This is a genomic window from Solimonas soli DSM 21787, assembly GCF_000474945.1.
GTDB classification, from domain to species: Bacteria; Pseudomonadota; Gammaproteobacteria; order Nevskiales; family Nevskiaceae; genus Solimonas; species Solimonas soli.
The window spans coordinates 1-18279 of sequence record NZ_KI440838.1 but is presented as its reverse complement, the minus strand read 5'-3'; the positions used below and the strand labels follow the sequence as shown (position 1 = coordinate 18279).

General features: G+C 67.6%; 18 protein-coding genes and 1 riboswitch. Of the genes, 5 read left to right on the top strand and 13 right to left on the bottom strand.

Features of this window, described 5'->3' with window-relative positions; all coding sequences use genetic code 11:
* Positions 1–274 precede the first annotated feature (274 nt).
* On the top strand, positions 275–781 hold the full coding sequence (locus tag K344_RS0116385) for a DUF1993 domain-containing protein (RefSeq protein ID WP_028081579.1): 507 nt from the start codon (positions 275–277) through the stop codon (positions 779–781).
* Positions 782–842: 61 nt separating this feature from the next.
* On the opposite strand, the gene atzF is transcribed toward K344_RS0116385, so the two are convergent.
* The 8 genes from atzF to bla form a co-directional block, all read right to left on the bottom strand.
* Positions 843–2630: an allophanate hydrolase gene (gene atzF / locus K344_RS0116380; protein ID WP_051362375.1), complete on the bottom strand. Its 1788-nt coding sequence runs from the start codon at positions 2628–2630 to the stop codon at positions 843–845.
* Between the two features lie 10 nt (positions 2631–2640).
* Complete coding sequence (locus K344_RS0116375; protein ID WP_028081577.1) at positions 2641–6168, bottom strand: 5-oxoprolinase/urea amidolyase family protein; 3528 nt, start codon at positions 6166–6168, stop codon at positions 2641–2643.
* A gap of 3 nt (positions 6169–6171) precedes the next feature.
* Positions 6172–6810, bottom strand: a complete 639-nt coding sequence (locus K344_RS0116370; RefSeq protein WP_028081576.1) for an urea amidolyase associated protein UAAP2 — start codon at positions 6808–6810, stop codon at positions 6172–6174.
* Between the two features lie 10 nt (positions 6811–6820).
* Positions 6821–7651 carry an urea amidolyase associated protein UAAP1 gene (locus K344_RS22150; RefSeq protein WP_051362323.1) on the bottom strand — a complete coding sequence of 277 codons (831 nt, stop codon included), beginning with the start codon at positions 7649–7651 and terminating at the stop codon, positions 6821–6823.
* A gap of 10 nt (positions 7652–7661) precedes the next feature.
* Positions 7662–8483 (bottom strand): ABC transporter ATP-binding protein, encoded by an 822-nt coding sequence (locus K344_RS0116360; protein WP_028081575.1) that lies wholly within the window; start codon positions 8481–8483, stop codon positions 7662–7664.
* Positions 8480–9298: an ABC transporter permease gene (locus K344_RS0116355; RefSeq protein ID WP_028081574.1), complete on the bottom strand. Its 819-nt coding sequence runs from the start codon at positions 9296–9298 to the stop codon at positions 8480–8482. Before K344_RS0116355 ends, K344_RS0116360 begins: the two co-directional genes overlap by 4 nt.
* A gap of 100 nt (positions 9299–9398) precedes the next feature.
* Positions 9399–10472 (bottom strand): putative urea ABC transporter substrate-binding protein, encoded by a 1074-nt coding sequence (locus K344_RS0116350; RefSeq protein WP_028081573.1) that lies wholly within the window; start codon positions 10470–10472, stop codon positions 9399–9401.
* A gap of 98 nt (positions 10473–10570) precedes the next feature.
* Positions 10571–10678: riboswitch (guanidine-I (ykkC/yxkD leader) on the bottom strand.
* A 107-nt stretch (positions 10679–10785) separates the two neighbouring features.
* Entirely contained in the window at positions 10786–11652 is an 867-nt protein-coding gene (bla, locus tag K344_RS0116345) for a subclass B3 metallo-beta-lactamase (RefSeq protein ID WP_043114802.1), read from the bottom strand.
* A 152-nt stretch (positions 11653–11804) separates the two neighbouring features.
* Between bla and K344_RS24855 the strand changes: the two genes are divergently transcribed.
* The 4 genes from K344_RS24855 to K344_RS22145 all read left to right on the top strand — a co-directional run bounded on the left by K344_RS24855 (position 11805) and on the right by K344_RS22145 (position 14723).
* Positions 11805–12161, top strand: coding sequence for a hypothetical protein (locus K344_RS24855; RefSeq protein WP_157623044.1), 357 nt, complete (start codon positions 11805–11807; stop codon positions 12159–12161).
* 4 nt (positions 12162–12165) lie between these two features.
* Complete coding sequence (locus K344_RS0116335; protein WP_028081570.1) at positions 12166–12576, top strand: hypothetical protein; 411 nt, start codon at positions 12166–12168, stop codon at positions 12574–12576.
* Entirely contained in the window at positions 12573–13112 is a 540-nt protein-coding gene (locus K344_RS0116330; protein WP_028081569.1) for a methylated-DNA--[protein]-cysteine S-methyltransferase, read from the top strand. The genes K344_RS0116335 and K344_RS0116330 overlap by 4 nt, the downstream gene beginning before the upstream one ends.
* Positions 13113–13631: 519 nt before the next feature.
* On the top strand, positions 13632–14723 hold the full coding sequence (locus tag K344_RS22145) for an AraC family transcriptional regulator (RefSeq protein ID WP_051362322.1): 1092 nt from the start codon (positions 13632–13634) through the stop codon (positions 14721–14723).
* Here the strand turns inward: K344_RS22145 and K344_RS0116320 are convergent.
* The 5 genes from K344_RS0116320 to K344_RS0116300 form a co-directional block, all read right to left on the bottom strand.
* Positions 14713–15186 carry a 2,4'-dihydroxyacetophenone dioxygenase family protein gene (locus K344_RS0116320; RefSeq protein ID WP_028081568.1) on the bottom strand — a complete coding sequence of 158 codons (474 nt, stop codon included), beginning with the start codon at positions 15184–15186 and terminating at the stop codon, positions 14713–14715. The two genes, K344_RS22145 and K344_RS0116320, sit on opposite strands and share 11 nt — an antisense overlap.
* Before the next feature lie 232 nt (positions 15187–15418).
* Positions 15419–15772, bottom strand: a complete 354-nt coding sequence (locus K344_RS0116315; RefSeq protein WP_028081567.1) for a type II toxin-antitoxin system PemK/MazF family toxin — start codon at positions 15770–15772, stop codon at positions 15419–15421.
* A 26-nt stretch (positions 15773–15798) separates the two neighbouring features.
* Positions 15799–16638 carry a hypothetical protein gene (locus K344_RS0116310; protein WP_028081566.1) on the bottom strand — a complete coding sequence of 280 codons (840 nt, stop codon included), beginning with the start codon at positions 16636–16638 and terminating at the stop codon, positions 15799–15801.
* Between the two features lie 18 nt (positions 16639–16656).
* Positions 16657–17910, bottom strand: coding sequence for a tetratricopeptide repeat protein (locus K344_RS0116305; protein ID WP_245586251.1), 1254 nt, complete (start codon positions 17908–17910; stop codon positions 16657–16659).
* A gap of 32 nt (positions 17911–17942) precedes the next feature.
* A partial coding sequence (locus tag K344_RS0116300) for an ExbD/TolR family protein (protein ID WP_028080856.1) occupies positions 17943–18279 on the bottom strand: 337 nt, incomplete at its 5' end.

Here is an 18279-nt window from a genome sequence, read left to right as displayed (position 1 = left end):
CTTTCTGGAGGAGACTGGTCTGACCCGGTAATGCTCCCGGCCTTACCGGGTTTTTCATTACTGGCCCATGTTGCGGTGCAGTATAAAGTCGACTGACTAGAAGGTCAATAATTCGTTCGGACGAATTCCCCGGCCGATCCGCGACTTCCCGCACCCGCGCATCCGCAGATGCGCCGTACTGTCGATCAAGCAGATTTCATGCCACGGCCGGGCGCACAGCCTTCGTTCCGCGCGCCGCTAGAATGCGCCACCTCTTCTCCGCCACGGATTTGCGATGACGATTTCCATGTATCAAGCCTCGGTGCCGGTGCTGGTGCGCATGCTCGGCAATCTCAAGGGACTGCTCGAGAAGGGCAGCGCGCATGCGGAAGCCCGCAAGTTCGACGCGACAGTCCTCGCCGACAGCCGCCTGTTCCCCGACATGTTCCCGCTGTCGCGCCAGGTGCAGATCGCCACCGACATGGCCAAGGGCGGCGTCGCGCGGCTGGCCGGCACCGAGCCGCCGAAGTTCGAGGACCACGAGCGCACGCTGACCGAGCTGATCGCACGCGTCGACAAGACGATCGCCTTCTTGCAGAGCTTCAAGCCCGAGCAGATCGACGGCAGCGAGTCGCGCACGATCACTCTGCAGATGCGCGGCGGCACGCGGAATTTCGAGGGCCTCGGCTACCTGCTGCACTTCGTGCTGCCGAACTTCTATTTTCACGTCACGACGGCGTACAACCTGCTGCGCCACAACGGCGTCGAGATCGGCAAGCCGGACTTCCTCGGCCGCGATTGAAGCGGCGCATCGATGCATGAGCCCGCCCGCTCACGCGCGGCGGCTTTTTTGCGCACCGCGATCAGGCCGGCGGCGCGAGCGAGGCGCGGTATGCGCGCCAGCCGCCGTGCGCGGTGATGTCGAGCGCGTCGGCCAGCGCCCAGCCTTCGCAGATGAAGCCCTTCACCGTGCGGCCGTCGGCGAGCGTCAGCGTGCCGATGCCGAGCGGCGCCGGCACGCCGGCGACGAACGAGCCGAACGCGCTCAGCGGCACGTCCCACAGCTCGACTTCGATCGGCGCGCCGTCGCCGGTTTTCGCGAGGCCCGGCTTCGGCGGCTGGGTGTTGGCGAGTGCGTAGAGACGATAGTCGCTGGAAGTGTGCGTGGTCTCGACGAAGATCGCGTCGCGCTCGCCGAGTTCGCGATTGAGCGGCATGCCGCGCAGATGCGCGCCGACGACGGCGAGACGGACATGATCGGCGGCGGGTTCATGCACGGACATCGGTTTTGCTCCAGCGGCTTGTTCAGGACTTTCGCGCAGCCAGCGCCGGCCGAACGCGGCCAGCGCGCGGTCGGCCCAGGCCGGGCCGATCAGGGTGATGCCGAACGGCAGGCCGTCATCACGCAGGCCGGCCGGCACCGCGAGCGCCGACCAGTCGAGCAGATTGACGAAGTTGGTATAGGTACCGAGTTCGCTGTTCGGCTGGACCGGGTCGGCGAGCAGTTGCGCGACGGTCGGCATCGACGGCGCGGTCGGCACCAGCAGCGCATCGACCGACGCCATCAGCGCCTCGGCGCGCGGCTTCAGTTCACGCAGCCGGTACTCGGCACGGAATGCGTCGACGGCCGAGTACTTGCGCCCCTGCTCGACGATCGCGCGCACGACCGGATGCATCGCGTCGGCGTGTTCGCGCAGGAAATCCTCGGTCGCCGCCAGGCGCTCGGCGACCCAGGGGCCGTCATAGAGCAGCGCCGCGATGTCGTGCAGCACCTCGAAATCGAGCGGCAGCAGTTCGGCGCCGCCTTCGCGCGCTTGCGCGCAAACGCGCTGCCAGGCCTGTTCGGCCTGCGCGTCGCCGAAGAAGCGCGGCGCCGCCGGAACACCGAAGCGACGCGGCAAGCGCGCCGCGGGCGCCGCCGGCGCGCGCCGCGAGTACGCATCGCCGGCGTCATAGGCGCCGGCGACATCCGCGATCCGCTCGGCGTCCGTCACGCTGTTCGCGAACACCGACACGCAATCGAGACTGCGACAGGCCGGCACCACGCCGCGCGTGCTGAGCCAGCCGCGCGTCGGCTTGAGGCCGACGAGGCCGTTGAAGGCCGCCGGCACGCGCCCCGACCCGGCGGTGTCGGTGCCCAGCGAGAACGCCACGAGCCCTGCCGCGACGGCGACCGCCGAGCCGGAACTCGAGCCGCCGGACACGTGCTCGCGGCTGTAGACCGAGCGCGGCGCGCCGTAGGGCGAGCGCGTGCCGTTGAGGCCGGTCGCGAACTGATCGAGATTGGTCTTGCCGACGAGCAGCGCACCGGCCGCACGCAGGCGCGCGACCACCGTCGCATCGTCGCTCGGACGATACGCGAACTCCGGACATGCCGCGGTCGTGTCAATGCCGCGGCAATCGATGTTGTCCTTGGCCGCGAACGGCACGCCCCACAGCGGCTGGTCGGCACGGCGGCCGGCGACGATCAGCGCGCGTGCCTCGTCGCGCAGCGCGTCGGCGTCGGCGCGGCCGATCCACACCGCCGGATCGAGCGCCGCATACGCATCGCAGCGACGCAGCACTTCGTCGACGACATCGAGCGGCGTCGCGCGGCCGCTCGCATACAGCGCCTGCAGCGTCGCCAGGTCGAGCTTCTTCGGGAAGGCCATCAGGCTCATCTCAGGCGGCCTCGATCACGGCGACCAGCTGGCCCGACTGCACGGTGCGCCCCGGCTGGCAGCGCAGCTCGCGCACGCGGCCCCCCTGCTGCGCACAGATCTCCATTTCCATTTTCATCGACTCGACGACCAGCAGCGGCTGCCCGGCTTCGATCGTCTGGCCGGCATCGGCGAGAATCTTCCAGACGCTGCCGGTGACGTGCGAAGCGACGCCGACGCAGCCCTGCGGCAGGCTGTCGTCGCCGGCGACGATCGCGCCGTCGTCGACCGCGAAGGTGTCGAGACCACGCGCCTTCCAGTCGGCGCGTTCGGCCTCGAACGCCGCCTGCTGCTTCGCCTTGAACGCCGTGATGCTCGCCGCGTGGTCGGCGAGGAAGCGTGCATACGCGGCGTACGAGAACGTCGTCTCCTCGATGCGCAGCGGATAGCGGCCGTGCGGGAACGCCTCGCGTGCCTCGGCGAGTTCGGCGTCGCTGACCCGATGGAAGCGGATCTGATCGAAGAAGCGCAGCAGCCAGGGCCGCTCGAAGGCCGCGGTCTTCTTCCAGCGGTTCCACATCTGCAGGGTGCGGCCGAACAGCTGGTAGCCGCCCGGCCCTTCCATGCCGTAGACGCACAGGTACGCGCCACCGATGCCGACCGCGTTCTCCGGCGTCCAGGTGCGCGCCGGGTTGTACTTGGTGGTGACGAGGCGATGGCGCGGATCGACGGGCGTCGCGACCGGCGCGCCGAGATAGACATCACCGAGGCCCATGACCAGATAGCTCGCGTCGAGCACGGTACGCTGCACGTCGTCACGCGAGGCGAGACCGTTGATGCGGCGGATGAACTCGATGTTGTCCGGACACCATGGCGCGTTCGGGCGCACCAGCTCCTGGTACTTGCGCATCGCCAGCTGCACCGACGGATCGTTCCACGACAGCGGCAGATGCACGATGCGGCTCGGCACGACGACGTCTTCGGCCGCCGGCAGATGGCGTTCGATCCGGGCGAGCGCGGCCAGCAGTTTCGCGCGCTTCAGCACGCGGCTGTCGTAGTGGATCTGCAGCGAGCGGATGCCCGGCGTCAGGTCGATCAGACCGGGCAGCTTCGCGGCGCGCACCGCCTGCATCAGCAGATGCACGCGCAGGCGCAGCGCGATGTCGAGCGCCATCGGCCCGTATTCGACGAGCAGGTAATCATCGCCGGCGCGGCGATAGACGACCGGCACCGGGCCGTCGTCGCGCGTCGCGAAGATCGCGGAACCGTAAGGCGTCGCGCTCGCCGTCGCCTCGGCGATCTCCAGCTTCGGCACGAAGCGCAGCTTGTCGCCGGGCTTCAGCTGGCCGAGCTTCCACAGATCGTCGCGCGTCACGACCGCCGGGCAGACGAAGCCGCCGAGGCTCGGGCCATCGGGGCCGAGAATGATCGGCATGTCGCCGGTGAAGTCGATGGCGCCGATCGCGTAGGCATTGTCATGGATGTTCGACGGATGCAGGCCGGCCTCGCCGCCGTCGGCGCGCGCCCAGGCCGGCCGCGGGCCGATCAGGCGCACGCCGGTGCGCGCACTGTTGAAGTGGACTTGGTATTCGGCGCTGAACAGCGTCGCGATGTCGTCCGGCTGGAAGAAATCCGGCGCGCCATGCGGGCCGTACAGCACCTCGAGCTGCCATTCGCGCGCCAGCCGCGGGCGCTCGTCGGCGGCGATCGCCACGGCATCGCCGACGATCGCCGTCGTATCGTCGGCCAGCTGCAGCGTGTCGCCGGCCCTCAGCACGCCGCTCGCATGACCGCCGAAGCCGCCGAGCGAGAACGTCGAACGCGATCCGAGATAGAGCGGCGCATCGAGGCCGCCGCGCACGGCGAGATAGCTGCGTTGCCCGGCGCCGGCGATCGTGCCGAGCGCGAGCACCTGCCCGGCCCGCACTGCGATCGGCTCGTAATACGGCACGGCGACGTCATCGAGCGTCGCCGGCATTTCGGCACCGGCCAGCGCGATCAGCGCATCGCCGTGAAAGCGCAGGCGCGGACCGTTGACCGTGCATTCGAGCGCCGCCGTGCCCGGCGCATTGCCGACGGCGCGATTGGCCAGCGCGAACGAGCGCGCATCCATCGGTCCGGACGGCGGAATGCCGACATCCCAGTACCCGAGACGGCCCGGATGATCCTGCACGCTGCTCTGCGCGCCGGGCGCCAGCACTTCGATGCTGCGCGGGCGGTAGGCGAATGCCTTGAGCACGCGCGTCGCCACCGCGCCGCTGCTGAAAGCCCCGCCGGCGACGATCTGGCGCAGATAATCGAGATTGGTCTCGATGCCGTGGATCGCCGTCTCCCGCAGCGCCGCAGCGAGCTTCGCGATGGCCGCCTCGCGCGTCTCGGCGTGCACGATCAGCTTGGCGAGCATCGGATCGTAGTACGGCGTCACCTCGCTGCCGGTCTCGATCCAGCCGTCGACGCGCACGCCGTCGGGGTAGCTCACTTCGGTCAGCAGGCCGGCCGAGGGCCGGAAATCGAGCTGCGGATTCTCGGCGTAGAGCCGCACTTCGATCGCCGCGCCGCGCGGCACGAGCGCCTCCTGCGCCGGCAGGGCGAACTCGCCGGCCGCCTGCCGCAGCATCCACTCGACGAGATCGATGCCGTAGACGCTTTCGGTGACCGGATGCTCGACCTGCAGCCGCGTGTTCACTTCGAGGAAATAGAAATCGTCGCGCGCGACGTCGTAGATGAACTCGACGGTGCCAGCCGATTCGTACTGCACCGCCTCGCCGAGCGCACGTGCCGCCGCGTGCAGGCGCGCGCGCAGCGCCGCCGACAAGCCCGGCGCCGGCGTTTCCTCGACGACTTTCTGGTTGCGCCGCTGCAGCGAGCAGTCGCGCTCGCCGAGCGAGACGACGCGGCCACGGCCGTCGCCGAAAATCTGCACTTCGACATGGCGCGCGGTTTCGACATAGCGCTCCAGATAGACGCGTGCATCGCCGAAGCTCGCCCTCGCCATGCGCTGCACCGCTTCGAAGCGGCTGCGCAAGTCCTCGGCGCCATAACAGAGCTGCATGCCGATGCCGCCGCCGCCGGCGGTGCTCTTCAGCATCACCGGATAGCCGATGCGCTCGGCTTCGCGCAGCGCATGCCCGACATCGGCGAGCAGCTCGCTGCCCGGCAGCAGCGGCACGCCGCTGCGCTGCGCCAGTTCGCGCGCCGTGTGCTTGAGGCCGAAGCCGCGCAGATGCTCGGGCCGCGGGCCGATGAAGCGGACGCCATGCTCGGCGAGACGTTCGGCGAACGCCGCGTTCTCGCTGAGAAAGCCGTAGCCGGGATGTACGGCTTGCGCGCCGCTCGCAAGGCACGCGGCGATGATCGCGTCGACGTTGAGATAGCTGTCGCGCGCCGCGTTGCTGCCGACGCGCACCGCTTCATCGGCGGCAAGCACCGGCGCCGTGTAGCGATCGGCGTCGGAATAGACGGCGACCGCGCGGATGCCCATCTCGCGCAGCGTGCGCCCGACGCGGCCGGCGATCTCGCCACGGTTGGCGATCAAGACCTTGTCGAACATGGCTCAGGCGTCCCAGATCAGCACGCGCACCGGCGTCGGGTTGAAACCATTGCAGGGATTGTTGATCTGCGGGCAGTTGGAGATCACGCACAGCACGTCCATCTCGGCGCGCAGCTCGACGTAATCGCCGGGCTTCGACACACCGTCGACGATCGCCAGGCGGCCGTCCGGCTCGACCGGCACGTTCATGAAGAAGTTGATGTTGCCGACGATGTCGCGCTTGCCCATGCCGTGCTTCGCCACTTCGACCAGGAAGTTCTCGCGGCAGGCGTGCATGTAGCGCGTGTGGTGGCCGAAGCGCACCGTGTTGGCTTCGCAGGAACAGGCGCCGGCCGAGGTGTCGTGCGCGCCGCAGGTATCGCCGATCACGGTCAGCATCGTGCGGCCTTCGTTCGAGAGAATTCTCGTGCCGGTCGTCACGTAGGCGCCGTTCTGCGCGCACAGCGTGTCCTGCGCGCTGTAGCGCTCGGAGAAATCGGCGGCGTTGTAGAACAGGGTGTCGACCGCCTGCTGGCCTTCGAGGTCGACGATGCGCAGGACCTGGCCGCGGCGCAGAGACCCGGACCAGGGCTGCGTTGCCGGAATGGTGAAGTCGTAGACGGCGCGCGCCGGATCGCGGAGCGCCTTGCTGAGATCGTTCATCGCGCGCTCCTCAAAGTTCCGCGGCGTGGGCGAACAGCGGATCGGTGTTGTCGAAGCCGCGCCGCGCCTCGGCGGTCGCCGTGCGGCAAAGATCGCCGGCGGCGATCGGCACGCCGCGGCTGACGATGGCTTCGATCGGCTGCGGCGCGTAGGCGCCGGGTGCGAGCGGATGCGGACAGTTCGACACCGCGACGAGCAGATTCATCTCGGCGCGCAGATCGACGAAGTCGCCGGGCTGCACCGCACCGTCGCGCCAGTGGAAGCGACCCTCGCCATCGGTCGCGACCGGCGCGAAGAAGGTGATGCACGGCGCCAGATCGCGGCGCGTCAGGCCGTGCTTGCCTGCGGCGAGCACCAGGTTGTCGCGCGTGTTGCGCAGCAGCTCGACGCCGTATTTCTCGCGGTTGCTGGCCGCCGTGCTGCCACCGAGCAGGGTGTCGTGCGCGGCGCAGCTGTCCTCGACGATCGAGGCCAGCACGCGGCCCATGTCGGAAAACAGCACGCGGCCCTTGGCGAGCGCGGCGGTCCATTGCACCTTCACGGTGTCGCCGGCGTTATAGCGTTCGCTGGTGTCGTCGGCGTTCCAGGCGAAGAACGACACGCCGGGCGTCGCCTGCGCATTGAGCAGGCGCAGAACCTGGCCGCGCGCGAGCCGCGTGGTCCAGTACCAGCCGCCCGGAATCACTTCGCGATGCAGCAGGCGCGACGCATCGAGGGGCGCGGCGTCACGCGCCGTCGGCGGCGGCAGCGGCAGCTTGCCGCCCTGCGCGGCCGCCTTCAGTTGCATGTAGCGTTCACGGTTGGCCGCGATCATCGCGCCCACCTCGGCAGACTCCGCCATGACGACTCCTTTATTGCTGTGCGGATGCCAGGTCGTCCCGGCCGAGTCGCTCCCCGGTGGCCGGGTCGTCCCGGCCGAGCTGGTTCTGGGCATCGAGGCTCGCGCCCGTGTCGCGTTTGCGCACCTCGATGTTCTGTGTGATCGTCGCGCCGTAGCGCGTGCGTTCTTCCTTGCGCTTGCGGTAGCGATCGAAGACGACGACGCGCGTGGCGAGCGAAAACGCCTCGCGCAGATCGTGCGTGACCATCACGATCGTCACGCCGGTTTCCTTCCACAGCCGCTTGAGCACGACGTGGATCTCGGCGCGGATGCCGGGATCGAGCGCGCCGAACGGCTCGTCGAGCAGCAGCACTTTCGGCCGCGTGATCAGCGCCTGCGCGAGCGCGAGACGCTGCTGCATGCCGCCGGACAGCTGCGAAGGATATTTGTGCAGGTGCTCGCCGAGGCCGACTTCCTCGAGCAGTGCCCGCGCCGCGGCGATCCGCTCGCGGCGCCTGGCACCGAACAGGCGTGCCAGCAGGGGCGCGCCCTGCAGTTCGCTGCCGAGCAGCACATTGCCGAGCACGGTCAGATGCGGGAACACCGAGTAGCGCTGGAAGACGATGCCGCGGTCGGCGTCCGGCTCGTTCGGCATGGCTTCGCCGTCAAGCAGCAGCGCGCCGCGCGTCGGCCGCTCCTGGCCGAGCAGCAGGCGCAGGAACGTGGTCTTGCCGCAGCCGGACGGACCGACGATGGCGACGAAGTCGCCCGCCGCGATGTCGAGATGGAGTTTCTCGAGCACGATTTGCGCGCCGTACTCGACCCAGACCTTGCGGACGCGGATCGCGCTCATGCCCGGCGCTCCAGGTGCGCCCACGGAAAGGCGCGCCGCGACAGCTGCACGAGCAGCAGGTCGGCGACGAAGGCGAGCAAGGTGATCCAGGCGACGTACGGCAGGATGGTGTCCATCGCCAGGTAGCGGCGCACCAGGAAGATGCGATAGCCAAGCCCGGCGTCGGCGGAGATCGCCTCGGCGGAGATCAGGAACAGGAAGGCCGGGCCGAGCATCAGGCGCAGCGATTCGATCAGGCGCGGCATCGCCTGCGGCAGCGCGACGCGCAGCATCACCTGCCAGGTCGATGCGCCGAGCGTCTGCGCCTTGATCAGCTGCTCGCTCGGCAACTGCCCGATCTTCAGCGCCAGATCGCGCACCAGGCAGGGCGCGACGCCGATGACGATCAGCACCACCTTCGACAGCTCATCGAGACCGAAGGCGATGAACAGGATCGGCAGGATCGCCATCGGCGGAATCATCGAGACCACCGCCATCAGCGGCGACAGCGTCGCGCCGGCGACCGGCAGCAGGCCGATCAGCATGCCGAGCACCAGGCCGATGACGATCGAGATCGCCAGTCCGAGGCCGAGGCGCTTGAGGCTGATCGCGGTATCGCTCCAGAACACGCGCTCGCCGCTGCGGCGATCCGGTTGCGTCGCGCGCTGCATGGCGTCGACCATCGCCGACGCCGTCGGCAGCACCTTGTCGTCCGGGTTCGCCGCATGGCGCTGCGCCGAGGCGAAGTTGTAGGCGAGCGCGATCAGCACGAACGGCAGCAAGGCGAGCAGCCAGCGGCTGCCGCGGCCGGGCGCCACGTTCATCACGCGGCGCACGGTGGGCTCCCGGCACGGCTCACGACAGCGCGTTTCATCGTCGTCTTCATCGGCTCGCAGGGCGATCGCGGCGGCAGCAGCGCCGCGATCGCCGCCTCGTTCAGAGCTTGCCGGCTGCCGCCAGCGCCAGATAACTCGGATCGAAGCGCAGCTTCACGTTCTTCGGATTGCCGAGCGTCGCGCCGGACGCGAAGCCGATGCCGACGAAATCCTTGGTCGCGGCATCGGCGCCGAGCAGGCCATGATCGAACGAGAAGGTGCGCACCAGATCCATGGTCTTCTGCAGCTTGGCATCGTTGACGAAGGCGACCGTCTCGGCCGGCGTGTAGAACATCCTGGTCGTCTTCAGCTGCGACTCGAAGCTTTCGAGCGACGCGCCGGACAGCTTGGCCATTGCGGTGCGCGCCGCCACACCTTTCGGACCCGGGTCCTGCAGCAGCGCGAGCGTCTCGTACCAGATGCCGACCAGCGCCTTGCCGAGCGCCGGGTTGTCCTGCAGCGTCTGCGTGTTGACCGACAGCGTGTCGATGATCTCGCCGGGAATCTTCGACGAATCGAACACCAGTGCCGCGCCGGGCATGGCCTTGATGGTCGCCAGCTGCGGATTCCATGTCACCACCGAGGTCGTGTCTTTGGCTTGATACGCGGAGACGATGTCGGCATCCGAGGTATTGACGGTCTTGATGTCCTTCTCGCCGAGGCCGATCGTCGACAGCGCGCGCGCCAGCAGATAGTGCGAAACCGACAGCTCGACCAGATTGACCTTCTGGCCCTTGATGTCGGCCAGCGTCTTGCCCTGCTTGAGCACGATGCCGTCATTGCCGTTGGAGTAATCGCCGACGATCAGCGCCGTGGTGTCGACGCCGCCGGCGGCCGGAATGGTCAGCGCGTCCATGTTGGTGACGGTCACGCCGTCGAACTTGCCGGCGGTGTACTGGTTGATCGACTCGACGTAGTCGTTGATCTGCGTGATCTTGATCTTGATGCCGTACTTGTCGGCCCACTTCTTGACGATGCCGGCCTGCTCGGCATACGGCCACGGCATCCAGCCGACATAGATCGACCAGGCGATGTCGAATTCCTTCTTGGGCTGGGCCTGCGCCGGCGCCATGACCGACGCGGTCAGCACGGCCGCGGCGAGCGCGACCCTGGCAATGGAGTTGAACCGTTTCATTTGCGATCCTCAGAAGATGAGCCGATAGGTCGGCGAGGATCGGGTGAGAGTACGGGCGAAGAAAGCACTCGAACGATCACCAGATTCTGGCCGTCGAGGTCTCCCGGGCTTTTATCCCGCCGTGCTCCGGTTTTTTCGTCCCGGGCGGCAGCTCTCGGACCAGTCATGCGCCACCGCGGCGCACCGGAACCCTAGCCACCAACTCTGAAATGACTACCGCAAGCACCATGCCATCCATCGCCGCGGCTGCGCAAGCCGGGGCCGCGTCGCCGCCCTGCCGCACGCCGGCCGCCGCCGCATCAAGCACTTGTCGCTATTTGACGGTGCCGGCCTGCTCTTCCGCGAGACGCTTCTGCAAGGCCAGCCGCGCGATCGCCACATAGTTGTGGCAGGCCTGCGGATCGACGTAGGGATTGGTCGTGTCGCCCTCTTCCTGTGCTTCGCGGCGCGCCCACAGTGCCGATGCATCGGGATGGGGCGTGATCAGGATGTCGCAGGGCAGCGCGTCGATCAGCTGGAAGCTGTGCTCGAAGTCGGCGAGCACATTGCTGTACGTCTTGTTCTTGCTGAAGCGGAACTTCGGCGCGGCCACCGGCGTGAGGCTGTCGGCGTACACCATGTTGAGGCAGTGATTGTTGTTGTCGCACGACTGCCAGGTCCAGCTCAGGCCGCCCGGCGTGTGCCCGCCGGTGTAGTGCGCGGTGATCTGCGTGCCGCCGACGCTCACCGACTGGCCGTCCTCGACGGTCTGCGGGTGCGTCCACATGGGGAAACGCTTCAGCGTGCCGGCCTGCGGATCGCCCGCGTCGAACTTGCCGCCGCTGCGCAGCACCATGGCGCTCCAGGGGCTCGTCACCACCTGCGCGCCGCTCTCGCGCGCCAGTTCCGCGAGGCCGCCGGCATGATCGAAGTGCGCATGCGAGTTGAGGATCAGTTTCACGTCCTCGAACTTGAAGCCCAGCGCGACGATGTTCTGCGCGATCAGCGGCGCCGATTCCGGCAGGCCGCCGTCGATCAGGATGTGACCCTGCGGCGAGGTGACGAGCAGGCTGCTCAGCCCCTTGGCGCCGACGTAGAAGGTATTGCCGTAGATGCGGAACGGATCGACCGGCTCGTTCCATTGCATGCAGACGTCGCAGGAGTCATCAGCGAAGGCCGGCAGCACGGACCACAGGGCCATGGCCAGGGGCACGGCTCGCCGGAGCAGCGGAGAACGGAGCATGAGGCTTCATCGGGTCTTGGGGGAGGTGTAGGACGATTCTCGCAAATGAGGCCGCTCATGCAAGCCCGGTGCCACACAAAGGCGCAAGCCTCGCGACGCTGTGGCGCGCGATGAGGTTCAAGCAGGCCGAGCAAAGGCGGCCGCAGCAGTTCGGCGACCCAGTCCATGAACACGCGCACGCGCTGGGCCAGATGGCGGCGATGCGCATACAGCAGCGTCTCCGGCATCGGCCCGGCGTGACAGCCGGCCAGCACTTCGACGAGGCAGCCTGCGTCGAACAGCGCCTGCTTGCCGGCCGACGGCATCTGCACGAGGCCGAGCCCGGCGAGGCAGGCCGCCCTGCGAATGCGCCCCTGACGAAATCCGGCGATCTGCTCGGCCGCGTCAATCCGGTGCCGCGCGAGAGCGACGACTTCGTGAAGTTTTCCGACCGGCAGCGCGTCTACATCGCACCGGCGCTGAGCTGAAAAAATGCGGCAAGGCACGACGCTGACCATGCTCGCGCGCCATTGGCTGTTCGCCGCCGGCTTCGCCGACAGCCTGATCGTCGACGGCGTACAGCCGGGCCACATCCCGTCGCGCCACGTCTACGGCCCGTTCGGCGAGCACGACCGCGACTTCGCGGTCGACAGCCGCCTGAACTGGAAGATCGCGACCGGCCCGCTGCAGCACACGGTGCTCGGCGGCATCGACTACCGCCGGAGCCGCACCGCCTTGCTCGACCGCGGCGGGCGACTTCCCGGCCGACAGCAACACGATCGACATTCTCGATCCGGACTACAGCGCACCGCGGCATCTTGGCACTTGCCGCCAGCGCCGCGCGGACGGCGGCGCGGACGCGGGGCACAATCAGCAGCTGGACCGCAGGCGCCGCAGCCATGAACCGCAAATCACCGCACACCGAAGCCCTCGCCTACCGCTGGCTCGACAGCCCGGTCGGCCGCCTGCGTCTGGTGGCCGGCGCGCGCGGTCTCGTCGCCGTGCTCTGGGAACAGGACGGCCCGCATCGCGTGCCGCTGACGCTCGGCGACGAATGTACCGAGGAGCCGCTGCTGCGCGACGCGGACACGCAGCTGCGTGAATATTTCGCCGGCGTGCGCAAGACCTTCGCGCTGCCGCTCGATTTTCGCGGCACCGCCTTCCAGCAGCGCGTCTGGCAGGCGCTGCTGCGGATTCCGTTCGGCGAAACGCGCAGCTACGCGCAGGTCGCGGCGATGCTCGGCGCACCGAACGCCGCGCGCGCCGTCGGCGCCGCCAACGGCCGCAATCCGCTGTCGATCATCGCGCCCTGCCATCGCGTGGTCGGCAGCGACGGCACCCTGACCGGGTTCGCGGGCGGCCTCGCCGCCAAGGCCCGTCTGCTCCATTTCGAGCGCGCGCGCACCCCGCACGAGTCGACCGCCAACCTGCGAGGATGATCAGGCGCATCAGGCGCCGCCGCGGTGCTGCACGACGGCGACGCAGCGCGCGGCGTCAGTTTCCGGCGAACGATTGCGCAGCGCCGGGCGGTCGAGGAGCCAAGAGCGCGATCGCCGGCTGCCTGGCCCTGTTCAGCTACGTCGATGCGCGCCGCACCGCGCGGTCGACGCTCCTCAACGGCGGCGCCGCGCCGGCCCTGCGCGCCGAGCTGCCGCCTCGCCCCGCGCGAGGCGACCAGCCGCGCCGCCCGATCACTGGCGGCTCGCCGGAGTCAGCACACGCCTGATCGTCGGCGGCACGATCGAAGTGCTTTCGTGGTGGCTGGAGCTGGAAGAACGATGCCGATACGCGAGGCCGCGAAGCTCCTCGCCATCATGGTCATCGAGCCGGCCGTGCGCGCGCCGGCCACGATCAAGGCAGCCACGCCGGCAGGCGCGACGCTTCGTCGCTGCCGGGATTTGTCGTTTACCCTCTTTGTGGTGTCATCTACGGACAGGCACACGGGAGGCGGCGGGGCGATGACCACGGGCGACAGGCCGACACTGCCGGCGCGCTACTACGCGCAGTACTGCGCGTGGCTGAAAACGATCGGCGTCGATGTCGACGCACTGCTGCGCGCCGCGCGCATCGCGCCGGCCGAGCTGGCGGGGCCGGAGGCGCTGCTGCGTCTCGAGCAGGTCGACGCGCTGATCGCGCAAAGCTTGGCGATGAGCGGACGTGCCGACCTCGGCTTCGACTTCGGCCGCATGATCCGCGTCGGCTCGCACGACATCCTCGGCTACGCGCTGCTCAGCAGCCCCTCGCTCGACTACGCGGTGCGGCTCGCGGTGCGCTTCTACCGGCTGATGACACCGACCTTCCGCATGCGCTATCGCCGCGACGCGCAGACCGGCGAGATGGAGTTCAACCCGATCATGCCGATGCAGCCGCAGACCCTGCGCTTCCATCTCGAAGGCATCGCCGTGTCGGTGCACGATCAGCTGCGCGTGCTGCTCGGCGGCTCGATCCCGGCTTACGACTACTACATCTCGCTGCCGCAGCCCGCCTATCACCAGCGCTACCGCGAGACGGCGCCGGCGCGCTGGCATTTCGAGGCGCAGGCGACACCGGGCATCCGCGTCGCCCTCGATGCCGCGCTCATGGACCGCACGCCGGCGATGTCCGATCGCATGGCGCTGGAATTGGCGGAGGCGCGCTGCGCAGCGCTGCTCGAGCGCGTCGGTCGCGAGGAGGGTCTGGCGGCCTGGGTGCTGATGATGCTGCGCGAGGCGCGCGACGGCATGCCGACGATCGAGGAACTGGCGCACATCCTGCACATCAGCTCGCGCACGCTCGACCGCCGCCTGCGCAAGGAAGGCCGGCAGTTCCAGGAGATGTCGAAGCGCGTGCGCCTGGAGCGCGCCTTCGATCTGCTCGGCCGCCGGCGCCTGAGCGTCACCCAGGTGGCGCTGCAGCTCGGCTACCGCGACGTCAGCAACTTCACGCGCGCCTTCAAGCGCGACAGCGGCATGAGCCCGTCCGAGTATCAGGCGCGCGGCGCGGCGCCGGCGGCGACCGACACGGCGGGGACGACCGCGCCGACAGGCCCGGGCGCGCGCCTCAGGCCTTGAACGAAGTGATATCGACCGGCGCGATGCCGTGCGCCTCGCAGTGCGCGAGATAGCGCTGCATGCCGGTCTTCCAGTTCTCGATGGCGATGACCTTGTTGCCGGCGTCGAGATAGACCAGCTCGCCGACGATGATGTTGAGGACCTGCACCTCGCCGCCGTCGGCGAGTGCCTGCGGCGTGTGCTCGGTCGAAGCCGTTTCGAAGACGACGCTGCCAGGGCCGGCGACCCAGTCGTGCTCGACGTACTTCCACTTGCCCGAGATCGTGTAGACGATCACCGTGCCGGTGTGGTGATGGCGCGGCATCTGCATGTCGCCCGGCGCCTTGAGCAGCACGATCATCTCGCCGCGCACCGGATCGAGCTTGATGTACTTCAGCAGCACGTCGGGGCTGTACGGCGTAAACGGCACCCAGGGCAGCGCCTCGACATCGATGCAGCCGGTGTTGATGTTTTCGTAGTTCATGTCTGTCCCCTCGTTCCGACGCGAATGCGCCAGACCATGATCGCGACGGGCCGAGGCCCGCACTTGTCATTTGGGGACTGCGGCTTGTCATCGTCCGACAGCCGGCGTGCACCCGACGGCAGCACACCGATCGGCGTTCCAGCGCGCAGCGTGCCTGCCGTTGCTCATCGCTGGTCGCAGCCGTTGGGCTGCCGTCAAATTCGGCTTCAAGCTGCCCGACAGAACCCCGTCGTCATCGGCGGGCCGGGTCGATGATTGCCGTGCAGACGTCCAGAATCTGATCGAGCGCCGAACCCTCGAGCCGGTCGACGCGGCTTGCCTTGCTGGCGGACCAATCCAGTGCCTTGATCGGGTGGCAGAGCACAATTCCCGACACCTTCAGGCCGGTGCCCATGAGCGTGACCGCCGTCAGCCCGCCTGCGACTTCCTGCTTGCCCGTCGCGATCGGGCAGGTCCATGCCAGACCCGAGCATTCATTGAAAGCCCGGTGCGTCAGGACAATACAGAAATGATCGCCCTTCATCTCGCGGCCGCTCGCAGGATCGAACGACGGGTGCGGAATGTCCCCGACGTCGGGGGCGATCACGAACCGCTTGCTACGAGAAGATCAGCTTACTCGATATAGATGGGCCCGCTGAGGGGAGTCGCGAGCGACTCACCGCCGGAGCTACGGAGGGTGGGATCGATTCGCACGGTATAGCGGCCGGGTGCGAGACCCGTGCTTACGAGTACGAACCCGTTCCCAGCAGGCTGCCAGCCGCTGCTGATCGAGGCGCCATCCTGACCGACGAGCTGGATGTACCGCGCAGCGTCCTCAGGCGCAGCCAAACTCTTTGAGAATCGGATGACGAGCGCCGCTTGCTGTGCAGCCTGCCCGACGTACTCGACTTTGAAGGCACTGCCTGATTTCGCGTTCCACCAAGGATTGAGCGCGACCGAAGCCGGAGGAGGCAATTCCCGCAACATCTTGGCAGGCGCAGATCGCTTCGTTGCAACAGGCGCGTCGGCGACTTCAGCGGCCGCTGCCGGCTCCGCAGCGACATCTTCGGTCGCGGCATACGCACCGCTTTCCGGATGCGCCGTCAGATCGTCGAGGGATTCAGCCGGTGTCGGGCTCGGCATCGCCTGTGCTGCCACGTTCGGATGGGTATTGACCTGAGCCGACTCGGTTGTCGCAAGCGACGATGTGCTCGTCGCGATGCCAGTCGTGGCCGGAGCCGGTTCGGACGCGACGGATTCAGCGACCGTGGGAGCCGCACTCTTCTGCGCCACGGCTTGCGCTGCAGGCTTCGCCTTGGATGTCTCCTTCTTGCTGCTGCCGCCGGCAGCGAAATACACGCCTACCGCAAATGCCAGCGCAATGGCAGCAAGCACGATGTACTTCGTCCTATCGCCCTCCGACTTGAGTTCGAAACCCCTGCTGCGATCGTAGTGCGTGTTCATCATGTTCATGTCGATTCCTCTTTGCTACTACGTCCCGGCACGCAGCTTGATCGCCCAGAGCCGGGCGAGGCTAGCACTTCCATCCGAGCCCTTGACACTGGCTAGGACTTTGGCTGCTTCACCTTTTTTCCCAGCGAGCAATTGCGCATAGCCGAGGTGCAGGCGCGCCTGATCCGGGAACTTGAGACCGCCTTTCGCAATGCCCTGCTGCATTAGGCTCAGCCCCTTGTCGGCTTGGCCGTAGGTCACAAGGTTGAAGCCAGTGGCGACGAGCGCATCTCCCGTCGGCTGCGCGGCAGCGGCTTTCTCGCCTTCGGCGAGTGTCGCTTGATCGTCGGCAAGTTTCTTGGCGACGAGAGCCTTCAGGCGTTCGTCCCTTGCGGTGTCCGGCCCTGTTCCGAGCAGCTTGCGTTGGAAACCTTCCTCGACGAAGCCCTGCGCCTCGCCCGGAAAGCCTGCTTGTAGGGCAAGCTGTGTGGCCTCCATGTAGTCCCCCGCCTTTTCCATCGTGCCCGTAGCTTTGCGAAGCCGGTAGACGTCTAGATCGAGCCTGTCGGAAAAGCCTGGCTGGCCTGCTGTTCGGAGGATGAGGTCGATCCAGTACTGCGGCTTAGGCGTATAAACGACAATTTTTTCGAGCGCCGCGATATAGGCCTTCATATCGTTGCGCTTTAACGCGCAACTGCCGAGCAGCTGCAACTGGGAATCCGTTGGCCGGCGGCCGGATGCCTCGAGTTCTCGGATCTCATCGGCGACCGCATTGCCCGCCTCAGCATATCTTCCTGCCAGATACAATGACTGAGCATAGAGTCCGAGCGTCTGCGCATCGTTGCCGCCGGCGGCGCGGTATTTTTGCACTGCAGCGGCAGCTCGACCGTAGTCCTTGGCCGTGTAAGCCAGCTTCACGAAGGAATCGAGAACTTGGAGCTTCTCCTCGGCCGGCAACTCCGAGGAATCGACGACCTGTTCGTAAGCCGAAAGCGCAGCTCTATAGTCTCCGAGACCGATGGCTGCGGATGCCTTGAGGCGCGCGACGAGGTAACTTTCGTATGGCGTCAGTTTTCCGGCGTTCTCCGCTTTGGCGATCTGGGCGCGCGCTTCCTGAAATTGCTTGGCCTGCAGGGCCTTCTGCGCACCCTGCAGTGACTGGCCGATTTCCGGACGGACCGTTTTGCTTGCAGCTTGTACCGGCCCTTGTGCCGCAAGCAGCAGGATCGCCGCAGCGGCCAGATGGGTGCTTTGTGTGCTCATGCGCCTGGTTTTCGGGGTGCGATGTGCCATCCTGGGCTCTCCTTTCTCGTTCGCCGGCGTGTTCACAGCTGTTCGTTGCCGACGATGCCGATGTTGGTGACGCCGAGACGCTGTGCGTCGGCGAGCGCCGCGGCGACGTACTTGTACTCGACCAGCCGGTTCGGCCGGATGTGAAACTCCGGCTGCTGATCTTCCTTGGCCGCCTGCTGGAAGCGGTACTTCATCACGTCGCGGCTGATCGCCTCGCCGTTCCAGATGTACGTGCCGTCGAAGTCGATCTCCAGTTCCACGGACGGCGGCGGCGGTGCGTCCGTCGCCGGCGGCGTCGCCTGCGGCATGTCCAGCTTCACCGCGTGCGTCTGCACCGGGATCGTGATGATCAGCATGATCAAGAGCACC